General features: G+C 51.3%; 15 protein-coding genes. 4 read left to right on the top strand and 11 right to left on the bottom strand.

Annotated features, from left to right (window positions below):
* Positions 1 to 84 precede the first annotated feature (84 nt).
* From NSQ22_RS07945 to NSQ22_RS07920, 6 genes are all read right to left on the bottom strand, one after another.
* Positions 85 to 1,533, bottom strand: a complete 1,449-nt coding sequence (locus tag NSQ22_RS07945) for an FAD-linked oxidase C-terminal domain-containing protein (RefSeq protein ID WP_081157382.1) — start codon at positions 1,531 to 1,533, stop codon at positions 85 to 87.
* Positions 1,530 to 2,888, bottom strand: coding sequence for a (Fe-S)-binding protein (locus tag NSQ22_RS07940; protein ID WP_008879332.1), 1,359 nt, complete (start codon positions 2,886 to 2,888; stop codon positions 1,530 to 1,532). Before NSQ22_RS07940 ends, NSQ22_RS07945 begins: the two co-directional genes overlap by 4 nt.
* A gap of 2 nt (positions 2,889 to 2,890) precedes the next feature.
* On the bottom strand, positions 2,891 to 4,213 hold the full coding sequence (locus tag NSQ22_RS07935) for an FAD-binding oxidoreductase (RefSeq protein WP_081157381.1): 1,323 nt from the start codon (positions 4,211 to 4,213) through the stop codon (positions 2,891 to 2,893).
* 177 nt (positions 4,214 to 4,390) lie between these two features.
* Positions 4,391 to 5,287 carry an NAD(P)-dependent oxidoreductase gene (locus NSQ22_RS07930; RefSeq protein ID WP_081157380.1) on the bottom strand — a complete coding sequence of 299 codons (897 nt, stop codon included), beginning with the start codon at positions 5,285 to 5,287 and terminating at the stop codon, positions 4,391 to 4,393.
* The gene (gene hyi / locus NSQ22_RS07925; protein WP_081157385.1) at positions 5,284 to 6,078 is read right to left on the bottom strand and encodes a hydroxypyruvate isomerase; all 795 of its coding nucleotides are present in this window, start codon (positions 6,076 to 6,078) and stop codon (positions 5,284 to 5,286) included. Before hyi ends, NSQ22_RS07930 begins: the two co-directional genes overlap by 4 nt.
* A 59-nt stretch (positions 6,079 to 6,137) precedes the next feature.
* On the bottom strand, positions 6,138 to 6,725 hold the full coding sequence (locus NSQ22_RS07920) for a TetR/AcrR family transcriptional regulator (RefSeq protein ID WP_008879336.1): 588 nt from the start codon (positions 6,723 to 6,725) through the stop codon (positions 6,138 to 6,140).
* Positions 6,726 to 6,898: 173 nt separating this feature from the next.
* On the opposite strand from NSQ22_RS07920, the gene NSQ22_RS07915 reads away from it, so the two are divergent.
* The gene (locus tag NSQ22_RS07915) at positions 6,899 to 7,786 is read left to right on the top strand and encodes an ABC transporter ATP-binding protein (RefSeq protein ID WP_081157379.1); all 888 of its coding nucleotides are present in this window, start codon (positions 6,899 to 6,901) and stop codon (positions 7,784 to 7,786) included.
* Complete coding sequence (locus tag NSQ22_RS07910; RefSeq protein WP_081157378.1) at positions 7,783 to 8,583, top strand: ABC transporter permease subunit; 801 nt, start codon at positions 7,783 to 7,785, stop codon at positions 8,581 to 8,583. The genes NSQ22_RS07915 and NSQ22_RS07910 overlap by 4 nt, the downstream gene beginning before the upstream one ends.
* A gap of 55 nt (positions 8,584 to 8,638) precedes the next feature.
* Here the strand turns inward: NSQ22_RS07910 and NSQ22_RS07905 are convergent, their stop codons facing one another.
* The 4 genes from NSQ22_RS07905 to NSQ22_RS07890 all read right to left on the bottom strand — a co-directional run bounded on the left by NSQ22_RS07905 (position 8,639) and on the right by NSQ22_RS07890 (position 12,901).
* A complete protein-coding gene (locus NSQ22_RS07905) occupies positions 8,639 to 9,277 on the bottom strand; it encodes a Bax inhibitor-1/YccA family protein (protein ID WP_008879339.1) in 639 nt (212 codons plus the stop codon).
* 106 nt (positions 9,278 to 9,383) lie between these two features.
* On the bottom strand, positions 9,384 to 10,493 hold the full coding sequence (locus tag NSQ22_RS07900) for an AbrB family transcriptional regulator (RefSeq protein WP_008879340.1): 1,110 nt from the start codon (positions 10,491 to 10,493) through the stop codon (positions 9,384 to 9,386).
* A 186-nt stretch (positions 10,494 to 10,679) separates the two neighbouring features.
* Positions 10,680 to 11,603 (bottom strand): cysteine synthase A, encoded by a 924-nt coding sequence (cysK, locus tag NSQ22_RS07895; protein ID WP_008879341.1) that lies wholly within the window; start codon positions 11,601 to 11,603, stop codon positions 10,680 to 10,682.
* A 164-nt stretch (positions 11,604 to 11,767) separates the two neighbouring features.
* Entirely contained in the window at positions 11,768 to 12,901 is a 1,134-nt protein-coding gene (locus NSQ22_RS07890) for an IS4-like element IS5377 family transposase (RefSeq protein WP_015374614.1), read from the bottom strand.
* Between the two features lie 183 nt (positions 12,902 to 13,084).
* Here NSQ22_RS07890 and NSQ22_RS07885 point away from each other — a divergent pair, with 183 nt between their 5' ends.
* Together NSQ22_RS07885 and NSQ22_RS07880 are read left to right on the top strand one after the other, a co-directional pair.
* Positions 13,085 to 14,188, top strand: a complete 1,104-nt coding sequence (locus tag NSQ22_RS07885) for a histidine kinase N-terminal domain-containing protein (protein ID WP_081157366.1) — start codon at positions 13,085 to 13,087, stop codon at positions 14,186 to 14,188.
* Between the two features lie 44 nt (positions 14,189 to 14,232).
* Positions 14,233 to 14,589 (top strand): hypothetical protein, encoded by a 357-nt coding sequence (locus tag NSQ22_RS07880; protein WP_008879343.1) that lies wholly within the window; start codon positions 14,233 to 14,235, stop codon positions 14,587 to 14,589.
* Between the two features lie 75 nt (positions 14,590 to 14,664).
* Here the strand turns inward: NSQ22_RS07880 and NSQ22_RS07875 are convergent, their stop codons facing one another.
* Positions 14,665 to 14,805 carry a hypothetical protein gene (locus NSQ22_RS07875; RefSeq protein ID WP_008879344.1) on the bottom strand — a complete coding sequence of 47 codons (141 nt, stop codon included), beginning with the start codon at positions 14,803 to 14,805 and terminating at the stop codon, positions 14,665 to 14,667.
* Positions 14,806 to 15,143 lie beyond the last annotated feature (338 nt).

The raw sequence follows: 15,143 nt of genomic DNA, 5'->3' as shown, positions 1-15,143 counted from the left end.
CTTATTGCGAAACACTGTTTCTAAATTAATCTAAAAAGATGATATCATGAAACGAAACCGCTGACAATCGTTTTTGTAAAATTTTCATTTTACTGTCGACGACACCTGTTTTGTCTCTACACACCGCCCCGGTGTTGGGAACAGCTTGCCCGCGTTGAGCAAGTTTTTCGGATTGAACACGTCTCGGATCGCCGTTTGCGCCAAGATTTCTTCATCGCTGAAAATAAAGCGCATCTCTTCTTTTTTCTCAAGACCGACGCCGTGCTCCCCGGTAATCGACCCGCCGACGGCCGCGCACGCCTTGAGACATTCACTTCCGGCCGCAAGCGCCCGCTCCGTCTCCCCTGGTTGGCTGGCGTCAAACAAGACGAGCGGATGCAAGTTGCCGTCACCAGCGTGGAAAATGTTCGCGATTCTCAGTCCATACTTGCGGCTAATGTTCGCAATTTCTCGCAACACTTCAGGCAGCCGGCTGCGCGGAATGACGCCGTCTTGCACTAAATAGTCGGGTGATATCGCCCCCATGGCACCAAAGCCGGTTTTCCGATTCGCCCACCAGCGAGCGCGTTCTTCTTCCGACTCAGCGACTTTCACTTCGCGCACATGATGGTGGCGGCAAATCGTTAAAATATCGTCAATTTGTTCGCCAATCCCGGCGGAAATGCCGTCCACTTCAATAAGTAAAAGTGCGGCAATATCTTTTGGATGTCCGACTGGAAACGCAGCTGCTTCGACCGCCTCGATGGCCGTTTGATCCATCATCTCGAGCGCCGCCGGCACAATTCCGGCCGAAATAATGTCGGAAACGGTTTGGCTGGCATCTTCCACTTCATCAAAATACGCAAGCACCGTCTGTTTCGCCTCTGGATTTTTTAGCAAGCGAACGGTAATTTTCGTTACGATGCCGAGCGTCCCTTCCGATCCGGTCAACAGCCCGAGCAAGTCGTAGCCGGGTGGGTCGGGAACACCGTTTCCCCCGATTTCAATCACTTCACCATCAGGTAAGACTACTTCAAGTCCCAAAATATGGTTGGTCGTCACTCCGTATTTTAAGCAATGGGCGCCACCGGCGTTTTCCGCAACATTGCCGCCGATCGTGCAGCAATATTGGCTTGACGGGTCAGGCGCGTAGTAGTAGCCGCGGTGGGCGACGGAATTCGTCAACTTCAAGTTGACAAACCCTGGCTCGACGACAGCGCGCCGGTTTTCGAGATCGACGTGCAAAAGCCGCTTCATCCTTGTCAGGCTGATAATGACTTCTCCGTTTAATGGAATCGCTCCACCGCTTAGCCCCGTGCCGGCACCGCGGGCAAGAAACGGCAGCTCATGCTCATGACAATATTTGACGACCGCCGCCACTTCCTCAGTGCTGTTTGGGAACACGACCGCCTTGGGCAAATGGCGATGGACGGTGAAACCGTCACAGTCATAGGCGATTAAGTCTTCTTTCCGATACAAAATCGCCTCTTCCCCAACGATGCGGGCAAGCGCCCGAATATGCGGGTCATTCGTTGCAATGGGCCGTTTTCTCATATGCGCACGTCCTTCCCTTCCTCTTTTTGGTATGCCCAATCGAGCAATTGCACCGTATGGACGATTTTTTGATTTCGCCCATGCTTCATGACGCCCAGCGCCATTTGCAACATGCAGCCCGGGTTGCCCATCGAGATGAGCTCCACATCTTGTGGCACGTTTTGCATTTTGCTTTCAAGCACTGCTTGCGCCATGTCCGGATGGGTGAGGTTGTAGATCCCTGCACTGCCGCAGCAGCGGTCAGCGTTCGGCATGGCGACCATCTCCACGCCTGGAATGCTTTCAATGACGGCGCGCGGCTCCTTACGGATGCCTTGTCCATGAGCTAAATGGCACGCATCGTGATACGTGAGGCGCACATTCAATTCTGCTTTTGGCGCCTTGAAGCCCGTATCATACAAAAATTTAGACACATCCTCGACTTTCGCGGCAAACTGTTCCGCCTTTTCATGCCATTCTGGATCATGGCGGAACAATTCCGGATATTCTTTCAACATCGCACCGCAGCCAGCGGCGTTGACGATCACATGGTCCACACCTTGAAACGCCTCGATGTTTTGCTTGGCGAGCTTCCGCCCCGTTTCGCGGTCGCCGGCATGAACGTGAAGCGCCCCGCAACACGTCTGATCAGAGACGATGACGACATCGTTGCCGTTACGGGTCAACACGCGGATCGTCGCTTCGTTAATATCTGAGAACATCACGTCCATGATGCAGCCAGTCAAGATCGCGACCGTCCGCTTTGTTTCCCCTTTTGCCTTAATCAACGGCTCGTTCCTATACTTTTTCCGCACCGGCGTGCCGACCTTCGGCAAAATCGCTTCCATCTCGGCCAAATGGTCCGGCATTACCCGCAGCATCCCCGTTTTGCGCGCCACTGTCTGCAGTCCACTTTGTTGGTACAGCTTCAGCAGACGACCAAGCCAATCAAGGCGCGACGGATGCGGGAATATCCCTTTTAAGAAGAAGTCGTTCACAAGCGCCTTCCACCCCGTGAGCGGCACCGCCTGGCGGAGCTGGCCGCGCACTTGTTCAATGAGACCGCCGACATCAACATCAGCCGGACACGCTGTCGTACAGGCGCGGCAGTCTAAGCACGTAAAAATCGGGTCAAGCAAATCCGGCGTTAAATCAAGCTTCCCTTCACCGACCGACTTCATCAAGTGAACACGACCACGTGGAGAATGTTGTTCTTCACCGGTTTGTTCGTACGTCGGACACGACTCTAAACACATACCGCAATGAACGCAATCCGCCCATTTGCTCGGGTCGGGCAAGTCGGCAAACCGGTAGTTGCCAAGGCTTGCGGTTGCGCACGCCGGGCTGCCCGTCCGCTCACTCGTCACTGTACTCATCGTTAAATCCCCCCAATAAAGCGCTGATCGTTGACCGTTTTATTCGGATCGATTTTCCGCTTAATCCCTTCGAGCAGGAAAAAGTACGCTGGCTTTCCTCCCCAGACATCGATGCGTTGGCGCAAGAAAAATGGCAAATGCCTGACGACCGCATAGCCGCCCAAGCGAACCGCCATTTGGCGCAGCTCCTCAACGGCGGCGATCACTCCCTCTTCGCTGCCGCGCACATACGCTTGGCAAAGCCCATGACCCAATCCGCCGTTCGCCTCAATTTGAACGTGGCAGCGATCCGCGATTAACTCGCTTTCTCGCAAAACCGAGAGCACATCCAAGTTGACAACGCCAATTTTCACCGCCGCTTCAACGCCCCCTCCCGCTGTCGTCAGACGCCCGTTCGGCGCGATCGTATAAAATGTCCGCCAAAACGCTTCTGCCTCCTCGCCGGCTAAAACGGCCATTGAAGCTGCTTTTGGACAGAGGCGCTCCACCCACTGCTCCTGGTAGTGAACGGCCTTTTCCACATCTTCAAATCCGATCACGAGCGTATAGACAGGTCGTCCCGTCAATCGTTCGGCGAGCGTCGGGGTAAGCAGTTCAAAACAAATCGGCTCCATCATCGTATCTAGGAAGGAAACAGCGAACGAGTGAATCGATTGGACATCGCCACTTGGAAACGACAGCAATACAACACTTTCATATTTCGCAAGCGGCCGGAGCTTTAATGTAACCTCACTCAGCACACCGAGCGTCCCCATCGCCCCGATAAACAGTTTGTTCATGTCATAACCGGCGACGTTTTTCACCACTTTACCGCCGGAACGGATGACCGTACCGTTCGGATACACAATGCGCAGCCCAATGACCGAATCGCGTGCCGCTCCGTAGCCAAGCCGCTTCGGACCGCTGTCGTTCGCCGCAATCACCCCACCAACCGTCGCTTCATCCGGCCAGAACGGATCTAAGGCTACTTTTTGTCGGTACGGGGCAAGCTCACGCTGCAAATCGCCAAACACCGTCCCCGCTTTCACAGTGACCATCATGTCGGCAGCCGCATGTTCGACAATGCCTGCATAGTTTTCTAAGGACAGCAAAATATCCGCCTGTTCCCGCTGTCCGCCAAACCCTCGTTTCGTACCGCGGCCCATGACAACGACTTTTTTGCCCTGACGGTCGGCATAACGGAGCACAGCGGCGATTTCTTCTTCCGTCTGCGGGTAAACGGTCACCGCACCGCTATTGCCAAGCGGATGAGGAGATTCGTTTACTTCCATTTGTTCCGGAGACAAAAACGCACATAACTCATCCAGCCATGTCAACGAGAGCATGATTGCCCCTCCTTTGTTCCGTAATACGAAACAACGTTTCTTTTTTAGTTTTTAAAAAAAGCGAAACGTGCTTGACGTTTCAGCCAATCCACCTCCTGCAGGAGGTGACTCTACTTCTATTAAAGCATTGATGGCTCTTTTTTTCAATGAATTTTTTGAATTCACACACCATTCTGCTCATTCTGTCTCTTTTACTGTCACTCCGACCTGTCGCTCAAATAGTTGGATGACCGCCGACATATCCAAATCAGCAAGGCCAGCGTCCATCGCCGCCGCAAACGTTTCTTCAGCCTCGGAGCCGAGGCAGCGATTGATGCCGATTTCGTTCATGAACGCATTCGCCAAGCGCACATCTTTATGTACATACTTCACCGCCCCACCAGGCGCGAATTGACGCGGCAGCACGAACTGCTCCATATGGCGGCGCAGCATTCGACTGTCTCCGTAGCTTTCTTTTAACAACCGATACAACTTTCCAGCATCCAACCCATAAGCGACGCCGGCGACCATCGCTTCTGCCGCAGCGACGGAATGGACGGCAACTAAATATTGATTGAGTATTTTCGCCGCACTGCCGGCGCCGCTTTCCCCTAAATATTCGACTGTTTTTCCTAACACGCTCAGAAGTGGCCGTACCCGCTCCCATGCTGCTTGATCGCCACCGACCATAATCGTAAGCGTTCCTTGTTCTGCTCCTTCCGGCCCCCCGCTTACCGGCGCATCCAAATAAGCGACACCGCGCTCACCGGCCCGTCCGGCTACGAAACGGCTCGTCTTTGGACCGACGGTCGTAAAATCGAGACAAATCACTCCTCGACGGGCTGCACTAAGAACACCGCCCTCCCCTGTGTAGACATTGATGACATCATCAGGCATGGACAAGCATGTACAAATCACATCGACTTCACTCGCCAACGCCGCGATCGTTTCTGCCTGCCGGGCGCCAGATTCAACGAGAATCGCCGCTTTTTCCGGCGTGCGGTTGTACACGGTTACGGGAAACCCGGCATCAAGCAACCGCTTCGCCATGCGCGAGCCCATCACCCCCAACCCGATAAAGCCGACATTCGTCATCGTCCTACTCCTCCTTTCATGCGATAAGCGTCATACCAAGCAAAACTTTCGCTGCTCTCCCGCGCGGGGATGTACTCAAGTCCAACCACCCCATCATAGCCGCATTCCTGCAAAAACGAAAAAATCTCGTCGTACGGCAGCACTCCTGTTCCAGGCTCGTGCCGACCCGGGTGATCAGCAAACTGCACATGGGCAATGAGCGGCTCGTAAGCGGCAAACGTTGCCGCCACATCAAAACCAAGCCGTGCCATATGGTACACGTCATACTGCAGCTTTACGTTCGGCCGACCGAGTTCGCGAATGATCGCCGCAGCTTCCTCAATATTCGTTAAAAAGTAACCCGGCATATCGAACGGATTGATCGGCTCAATCGTTACCGTCAGGCCATGGGCGGCAAGCGTTGTCGCTGCTTCGTCGAGGCGGCGGAGATACGTCTCCTTCGCCTGTTCCCGCGGTACACTCTTCGGAACGACCCCGGCCATGCAATGAAGGCACGGCACGCCAAGCTTTAGTGCATAACGCACACCGTCTTCAAGAGCGCGGCGAAATTCATCATGACGGTCGGGGAAAATCGCGATCCCGCGCTCTCCCTTTTCCCAATCGCCAGCCGGCAAATTGATCAACACGAGCGACAACCCGTGCTCTCCCAATTCATCAGCAATCGCTTCCGGCGCCGCCGCATACGGGAACTGGCACTCCACAAGCGAAAATCCGTGCTGCTTCGCCTTCGCGAATCGATCAAGAAACGGCACTTCAGTAAAAATCGTTGATACATTGACGGCAAATTTCATCATACTCCTCCCCCCATTTTTCTCCCTTATTCGCCTCCCTTTCCGTCAATTCCTGCTTTTCACCGCTCCTGTTCTCCTTTCACACCGTAAAAAAACAGAAGCAGCAGCTCATCAATCAGCCGTTCGCTGTACAAAGAAACAGGGATTTTCTCTGACACGTCGCGCCATAAATTCAAATACAAAAGCAGCGTATCAATGGATAAGTACGGGGCAATCTCTCCATTTTCTTGGGCTTCGCGAATCATTTCGATCACCAGCGGCAGCACCCTCGTTTCGTAAAGCACATCGACCGAACGGCGAAATTCATCATCCTCCTTTATAAGGCGATGAATGAAGTCAACTTGGATTTCTCCCAACACTTTTTTCTTTTGAAAAATGATATATTTCACTTTTTCTGCAAATGAGCGGTCTTCTTTTAAAAAGGCTTCGTATTCTTCCACCTGGCGGATCATATAATCGATAAGCGTTTCGCGGACGAGATGTTCCTTGCTCCCGAAATAATTGTAAATCGTCACTGGCGACACGTTAGCCTGCTTGGCGATCATTTGGATCGTCATCCCGCGTGGATCGCTCGTCCGCAGCAACTCCAACACCGTTTGCTTGATCGCCTGTTTTTTTTGTTCCGTCCGCTTGGCAAATCCATTCATCAAAAACCACCTTCCGTCTCGCTTTTCTTTTATTTTCATTCTACCCTTAATTTTAATAAAACAGAAATAAAAATTACAAAATTAATTGATAAACACTTAAATTTTAAAATATAATAGGAATGAAATATTTTTATATAAACATTTCAAAATTTATCTCTAGGGGAGATCATGTCATGATCGAATTGCAACAGTTAACGAAAGTCTTTCCGAACGGCCGGGGCATTTTTGATGTCACCTTCACCGTCCGCCAAGGCGAAGTGTTCGGATTTTTAGGGCCGAACGGCGCGGGAAAATCAACAACGATCCGGCACTTGCTTGGATTTCTGAAACCGACGAAAGGACGCGCTTTCATCCATGGATTCGACTGTTGGCGAGAGTCCGTCCGCGTGAAGGCATTGGTCGGTTATTTACCGGGTGAAATCGCTTTTCCCGAAGGAATGACTGGAATGGAACTGCTTGACCTGCTCGCCGGGATGCGGCGAATGAAAACGACACGCTATCGTGATGAACTAATTGAACGGTTGCAATTAGACACCCGCCTCCCTATCCGGAAAATGTCCAAAGGAACAAAACAAAAAGTCGGCCTTGTCGCCGCTCTCATGCATAATCCCGAAGTGATCATTCTCGATGAACCAACATCCGGCCTCGACCCGCTGATGCAGCAAACGTTTATCGATCTCCTTCGCGAAGAAAAACAGAAAGGAAAAACCATCTTTTTATCTTCGCACATCTTCCCTGAAATCGAGCGGACATGCGACCGGGTGGCGATCATGAAAGACGGCCGCTTGATGGCGGTCAACGATGTTCATGAATTGCAATCGATGCAGCGGAAACTGTTCGATGTCATGTTGTCTCGTGAAGAGGAGGTTGCCCAATTGCTTTCCTCGCCGCTCGAGGTCATCCACCATGACGGCCGCCACGTTTGCATCGCGGTGCAAGGAGACTACAATGCCTTCATTCGCGAGCTGGCCCAATACCAAGTGCAAAATCTCGATCTCCGCACACAAAGCCTAGAAGATATTTTTATGCATTACTATGACCGCCGGGGGGATGAACAATGAATGTCTCCTTATACAAACAAATGCTCAAAGCACAGACAAAAACGATCATTGGCTATTCGACCGGATCTGCCTTTTACATCGTACTGGTGGCTGCCATTTATCCATCGTTGGCAGACTCAAAAATCATCAATCATTATTTACAGCAGCTGCCAAGCGGGTTTCTAAAAGCGTTCAACATCACCGGTATGGGCAATTTGCTTGAATTCATCGCCGGCGAATATTACGGATTGCTGTTTCTTTTGCTCGGGTCCATTTATTGCATTACTGCTGCCAATCAACTGCTGGCTCGGCCCATCGACCGCGGTTCGATGGCATATTTGCTTGCGACGCCGAATTCCCGGCAGACCATCGCCTTCACCCAAGCGCTCGTGCTGCTCACTGGACTAGCAGCCATCATCCTCACCTCCGCAGCGGCCGGCTTTGCTGCCGATGCATGGCTAGTCACGAATGATGCTCTGCACCAAAAACGATTTCTCGCAATCAATGTCAGTGGCTTTCTTCTCTTTTTCGCCATTAGCGGCTATTCATTTTTCTTTTGCGCCATAGCCAATGACGAAAAACGAGCGCTGTCTTTATCCAGCGGGATCACCGTTCTGTTTTACAGTTTCGATCTCATCGGCAAGCTGACTGAAAAAGCGGAATGGCTCCGGTATGGATCGATTTTTGCCGCCTTCGAGCCTGGAGCCATCGCTCAAGGTCAAGCGGAATGGCTCCCATCCTGTCTGCTATTGGCAATCGGCGTTATCAGCTACACAGCGGGGATTGTCACTTTTTCCAAACGCGATTTGCCGCTTTAATGACACCATCACGGAAAAAGGGCTGCTCCTTTGGGAAGCAGCCCTTTTTTGGCGCTCAATCTTCATCGCTGGCGAAAAAACGCAAAATATAAACAAACAAGTTGATAAAATCAAGATAAATATTGACGACGATCATCGGGATATCGGCTTCCGTAAAGCCGTAGCGGGCGAGGCGGTTGATGTCATAAATCGTAAAACCGAGGAAGATTAAAATTCCTAACGCCGCCACTCCCATTTGCCCGATGCTTGAGAACGGAATGAACCATTGGATGATCAATAAGCCCAGCAAGGCAAACAGGCCGAGCATTAAAAACCCGCCAAGAAACGAAAAATCTTCTTTCGTTCTCGCCGCATAAATGGCGACGCCGGAAAACGATACGACCGCAAGCATAAACGCCTTCAACACCGCCGCAGCACCAATGACGGAAATGTAATAGCCGATCAGCGGGTGCAGCGTGGCGCCGGAGACGAGCATAAACGCAAACATGAGCGGATAGCCGACCGCTTTTTTGCGGCGGGCGAAAATCATCACAAGAAGCAAAATCAGTTCAAGCGCGTAAAGCGGCAAATAAAGGCCGGCCGGCACCCATTGTCCCACGTACAGCCCTGCCGTTGCAACAGCAAGCGCCGCCAGAAATGAAACAGCCAGCTTGGCGATCGGGCTATGCGGACGGTAAACGGTCGAATGATTCATCGCGACTCCCCTCCTTTTTCTTTCTAGTTTAGCATATATCTGACACTTGTCACAGCCCTCACTTTTCCGCGACCATCGCCATCGCGTCCTTCCTCATCCGCCATGCTCATCCGCCATGCCGCATTTGCCAACGTTCGATCCGTTGAAACCATCGGGCAGCGAACAGCTTTTTCAGCACCGGCGGGACGACGAACAAAATGAAGAAAATGCGGAACATTTGGTAACTCGTAACGATCGCCAGGCTCGCCTTCGCTTCTTGCGCCAAAATCCCCATCTGATCCATGCCGCCTGGCGCCAAAGCGATAAACGCGGTCAAATAAGGGACGCCGTGCAAGCTTGTCAATACGAACGCAGCAGCCATAGAAAACAAAATAAGAGAAAAACCCATGGCAGCCGCCGTAAGCATCATTTTCCGCTTCCCCTTGATGTCGGCTGGTTTGAGCATTAAACCAAGATAAGCCCCCATCGTAATTTGCGCGATATCCAATATCGGTGCTGGCAAATCCGGCGCCGGCACCCCAGCTACCACAAGCGCCGCCGTTCCGATGATCGGGCCAAGCAAATAGGCAGTCGGCAGTTTCATGCGCTTGCCAACGAGTGCACCGGCAACGGTAACGACAAAATAGAATAAAGCAAGACCAATCGTCCAATCCGGCTCTTGTGCGGTTCCGGCGTCCACAGCCGCTCCAGAGCGTCCGGAAAAGAGCGGGTTCAAGGCGATGAACGGAACGAGAAAGACAACGCCCATGAGGCGCATCACTTGAAAGAGCGTAACGACCGTCATATCGACTCCTTTTAGCTCCTCACCAAGAACGATCATTTGCGACAAACCGCCTGGAATGCTGCCAGTGACGACAGAGCGGAGCGGAATACCGGTCACGTTCGCCATCAGGCAAGAAAACAGGAAGCTAAAGAGCAAAATCAACACTGTCGCCCACAGCATTGACGGCAACTGCCGGACCATCTCGCCAAGCGTCGCTGCCGTCAGCGCCGTGCCAAGCGTATAACCGATCGGAATGAGCCCCGCGTTGCGGATGGCCGTCGGCCAATACAGCTTTCCTTTCAGAAAATGTCCCGCTACAAGCAGCGCTGCCGCTGGACCGAGCACCCAGTGAAGCGGAATGCGCAAAAGGGCGAAGCCGACGCCGCCCGATGCCGCGATGACAAACGTTAAGGCAATGCGTGCGATGTTGTTCCACCGTTGTTCTCTTTCCAAACCTCAACACTTCCTCTCCACCTTTCGTGAGCCTTTTGACGGCTGTCCGAAAGTAAAAGGGAACAGCAACGGCTGCCTTATTGCCTGCTTTCTATAAACAAAAGCATTCCTCTCCTGTTTGACGGAGAGGAATGTCCCTTCCTTTGCAAGGCAACAAGCCGTGAAACCAACGTTTGCATCCTCTGCTTAATCCGCGAATAAATCGGACGACAAATACCGTTCGCCCGAATCAGGCGCCATGCAAAGAACGCGCGCTCCTTTTGGAAACTGCTTGGCCACTTTGACGGCGTAATAGGCGCTCGCAGCGGCCGAGGCACCGACCAAAATCCCTTCCTTCGCCGCCAGTTCACGTGCCATCTGTTGGGCATCTTCATCTTTGATCAAAAAAATGTCATCATAAATCGAACGGTTTAAGATGCTCGGGATAAACCCTGGGCCCGTGCCGGGAATTTTATGCGGTCCTGGTTTACCGCCCGACAACACGGGCGAGCCGTATGGCTCGACAACGTAAATGCGCAAATTCGGAATGCGTTTTTTCAGCTCTTCTCCTGTCCCGGTCACCGTCCCACCGGTGCCGGCCGTCAACACGAACGCATCGAGCCGGCCGGAAAACGCTTCATAAATTTCGACTGCCGTCGTATGCCGGTGCGCATCCGGGTTGGCCGGATTTTCAAATTGCATCGGAATAAAGCTGCCAGGGATTTCGCTGGCGAGCCGATTCGCCTCATCGATCGCCCCTTGCATCCGTTTCTCCGCCGGTGTCAAATGCACTTCTGCTCCGTAGGCCTTTAAAATTTTCACCCGCTCGGTCGTCGCGTTATCTGGCATCGTAATGATGCAACGATAACCTCGAGCGGCGCATACCATCGCTAAACCGATGCCGGTGTTGCCGGACGTTGGTTCGATGATCGTGCTTTTTCCCGGTGTAATTTTCCCTTCCGCTTCAGCCCGACGAATCATTTCCCAAGCGGGCCGGTCTTTGACACTGCCGCCCGGATTGAACGATTCAAGCTTCATATATACATCCGCCCCGTCTGGGTCTGGAAGACGCCGCAACTTCACGATCGGCGTGCCGCCAATTAAGTCTAAAATGGAGTCATACAGTTTCATGACGTTCCCCAACCTTTTTGGAAGATATTTCTGTCTGCTTCATTATACATGATTTTTCTTTTTTTGTTCAAACAGTCTGTCTTTCCTATGTGGACAGGCATTTCTTGGTCTTTTTTGTGAAAGAAAACTAGTTTTATCGGATTATATTATGACACGAGTGTTGATTATCCAAAATTAGACATACGCCTTCCATAAATTTGGGCATACTCAAACAAAGCAGCGGCCATCCCGGATTTCCAATCGAGAGGAAGCTGCCCAGAGAAAAAACGGCGAACGAACGAAATGAAGGAAAGAGAGACGTTCGTCTGTTTTTTGGTTTGATCATACAGCCATCGCAGCAACACATACGCGATGAACGCCGCAAACAGTTGGTTGTATACCGCATTTTCCGTCGTGCCAAACAAGGTCGGGACATTCAGATATTGCTTCACCCAACGGAAAAAGACCTCAACAGTCCAACGTTGTTGGTACATGTCGGCAATGGTTTCCGCAGACGCATGGAAGAGGTTCGTCACGACCCGAATGTCGCGGCCATTCGCATCTCGAAAGATCACCACCCGGTGACGCTTGGTGGAGCGGCATTGTTTCGTCCCCAACTGGCACGTGAAGTCGGCTTGAACCGATGAGGATGTGCTGGAAAGGCGTTTCAAGCTTTTTTTCTGATGAAGTTCGATGTTGTCCTTCATCCGAATGACAAAGAGCTGATGCTGCTCCACAAATCGATCGAGGCGTTCGATTTTGAAATACGCCCGGTCTTCCACCAGCACTTGTTGAGCGTTCGTCAACTGTTCTCCCACCGGGCCATCATGACGCAGTCCGATGGTTTCCACCACGTCTGCCGGCAACGAGGATTCCGGCGAATACGCGACGTGCAGCTTCACTCCGGCGCGTTCGCCGTGATACGGCGCCCATGGCAGGCGGTTTTTCCCGACCGTGACGGTCGTCGAATCCACCACCCGAAGCGGTTTGGGAAACCGAAGCGAACGGCGGGTTTGGCGGTTGCACTTGGAAATGATCAACGCCAACAAGCGTTTCATGATGTCATAGGGAACTTCTTTCGCTTTCTTGGATACAGTTGAATAATGGAATCGCGGCAATCCATACAGAGGCCCCACATCGGCTCCGTGGCGAAAGCTTTTCCATTGATGCATGGCGGCCAGCAGGAAGAAGTGAATCAACTCGCGCAACGTAAAGGTTCGAGACGAATCACGATACCCAACCGCTTCGGCAATCAGTTGAATCTCTTCATCCGAAACAAGTTTTTGCATCAAATTCGGGAGTGTGGTATGCTTGTTCATAGAGAGCACCTCCTGGGTTTGTTTGTGTCGCTACTCACATTCTACAGGAAAGGTGCTCTTTTTTCTATACCCTTTGGATTTTATTGGATAATCAACACGCCTGATATTATGATTTTCCCTCTGTTCTAGTTCGATATTCCCTCTTATAATGATAATAAAAGATGGAAAGAGAGGTGGATTTTTTTGGTATCTGCCGCACAACAGCTCGTCACCCATTTAGAAGCCCATCTGCCTTGCTTTCTTGCCCATTGGCGGCAACAGATGAAAATTGCCGCTGATGATAAATACATTGACCGTGTTGAGCAAAATAGCTTGGCAATGTTTACGCTAGTCAAAGAAGCGTTATCGCAGTCGCTGTCCGGTGAGACCGTTGAACGACTAGCCAACAAAGTCGCCAAGGAACGGGCGGAAATGAACGCTGGGATCGGAACCCTTGTCTACAACGTTAACTTGGGGCGGCGGTTGATCATTAAGCACGCGTTAACCGCGCCATTGCCGATCACCGAGCTAGCTCCGCTCATCGACCATATGAACGAGCTGTTTGACCAATTTTTATTTCATGCCGTCAAGGAATATAACGAACTGAAAGAAGCAGAGCTGCGCGAGAAAAATATGTTGATCGCCAGGTCGCACCAAGATCGGCTGACCTTGCTCGGGCAAATGTCGTCTAGTTTTGTGCACGAATTTCGTAATCCACTGACAGCCATTATCGGTTTTATCCAATTGTTAAAATTTGAGCATCCTCATTTGCCATATTTAGACATTATCGATCATGAACTGCAGCAGCTGAAATTTCGCATTTCACAATTTTTGCATGCCTCGCGCCAAGAAATTGTTGAGAGCGAAAAAGAAACATTTTCGCTGCGCCAATTGTTAGAGGAAATCATGGATTTTTTATACGCGACGATCGTCGACAGCGATGTCGACATTTCGTTGGCGATCGATGAATCAATACATATTTTTGCCTATAAAGACCAACTTCGCCAAGTATTAGTAAACATTTTGCTTAACTCGATCGAAGCGGTAAAAGAAAAGGAAAAGCCGCGCCGCATCAAGATTGCTGCCCGCTCCCAAGAAGGAAGGGTCATCATTGAAATCGCCAACAACGGTCCGGCGATTCCTGCTGATATTGTTGAAACCATTTTTGAGCCGTTTTTTACGACAAAAAAATTAGGGACGGGCATCGGCCTTTACATTTGTAAAAAAGTGATCGAAGACCACGGCGGGGAAATCAGCTGTTCGTCTGATGCCAACATGACGACCTTCTCCATCCGGTTGCCTGTATAATGAGCGGCGGAAACGGGCATGCTGGATGAAAAAAGGTGATGCTGATGAAACTGTCATGGAAAAATTGGATAAAGCAAACAACTTCTGCCCTCCATGAATGGATGCAGCGGGAAAGTCATTCGTTCGCCGAGCTCGCTGAACTCATCCGCCATCATCCGGATACCGTCCAGTCTGAACGTACATGGCTTGGCTTGACATATCGTTTTTACTCACTGACGCTGAATGATATGGCGCTCAAAATGGAAACAAAGGTCACCCGCACTGGAAGTGAGCACATTTTATTGCTGTCGCTCCATACCCCGAGGGGGAAGGGGGCTGTATACCGTTGTTACGACGAAACGTGCAACTTGGATGACACCATCGTCACCCCGCCGCTCTCGGAAAAAACCGCACCGATTTGATCGCGGTGCGGTTTTGTTTATTATCTCCGCCAAAAAGAACCTTGCTCTCAAGCAAGGAAAAAGCTAGGAAAGAGATCAACCTTTCATGCCTTGCAACCACTCTTCATAACATTCCGGACAGAGCGTTTCCTCGTGTTCCTTGCCGTTTGTATAGAACGAAACGTAATGCACGTTGTCGTCGCACTCGCACTGACAATAAAAGCATGTTTCGTTCATTGTTTTCCCTCCCTTGCCTATTAGTGTGAGCCGCCAAGCAGCGGCCATTGCAAGGGAACTGTTCCCAATGCGGTCAACGTGAGCGACACCAATCAATCACATGCCCGCAACCTCAATCATGGCTCGGCATCCCCTTCAACCACTTTTCTGAGGATCGATACGCAGCTCATACCAACACCTACGCGACCGCCATCGGTAACAATTTGTATCCTGTCACCAAGAAAACTCGAGGTACATGTGGTTCTTTTTTCAATTATTCAGCTGTTTGGAAACTCCACACCCCAACTTTTCCATCACTCCCCACTTATACCGCACCTAGGCAGGCACATACTATGTCA

Origin of the sequence: Geobacillus sp. FSL K6-3411 (genome assembly GCF_037965715.1) — a bacterium.
In the GTDB taxonomy this organism is placed as follows: domain Bacteria; phylum Bacillota; class Bacilli; order Bacillales; family Anoxybacillaceae; genus Geobacillus; species Geobacillus thermodenitrificans.
Note: the sequence above shows the minus strand (reverse complement) of the source record. Positions and strands in the feature narration are given on the sequence as shown.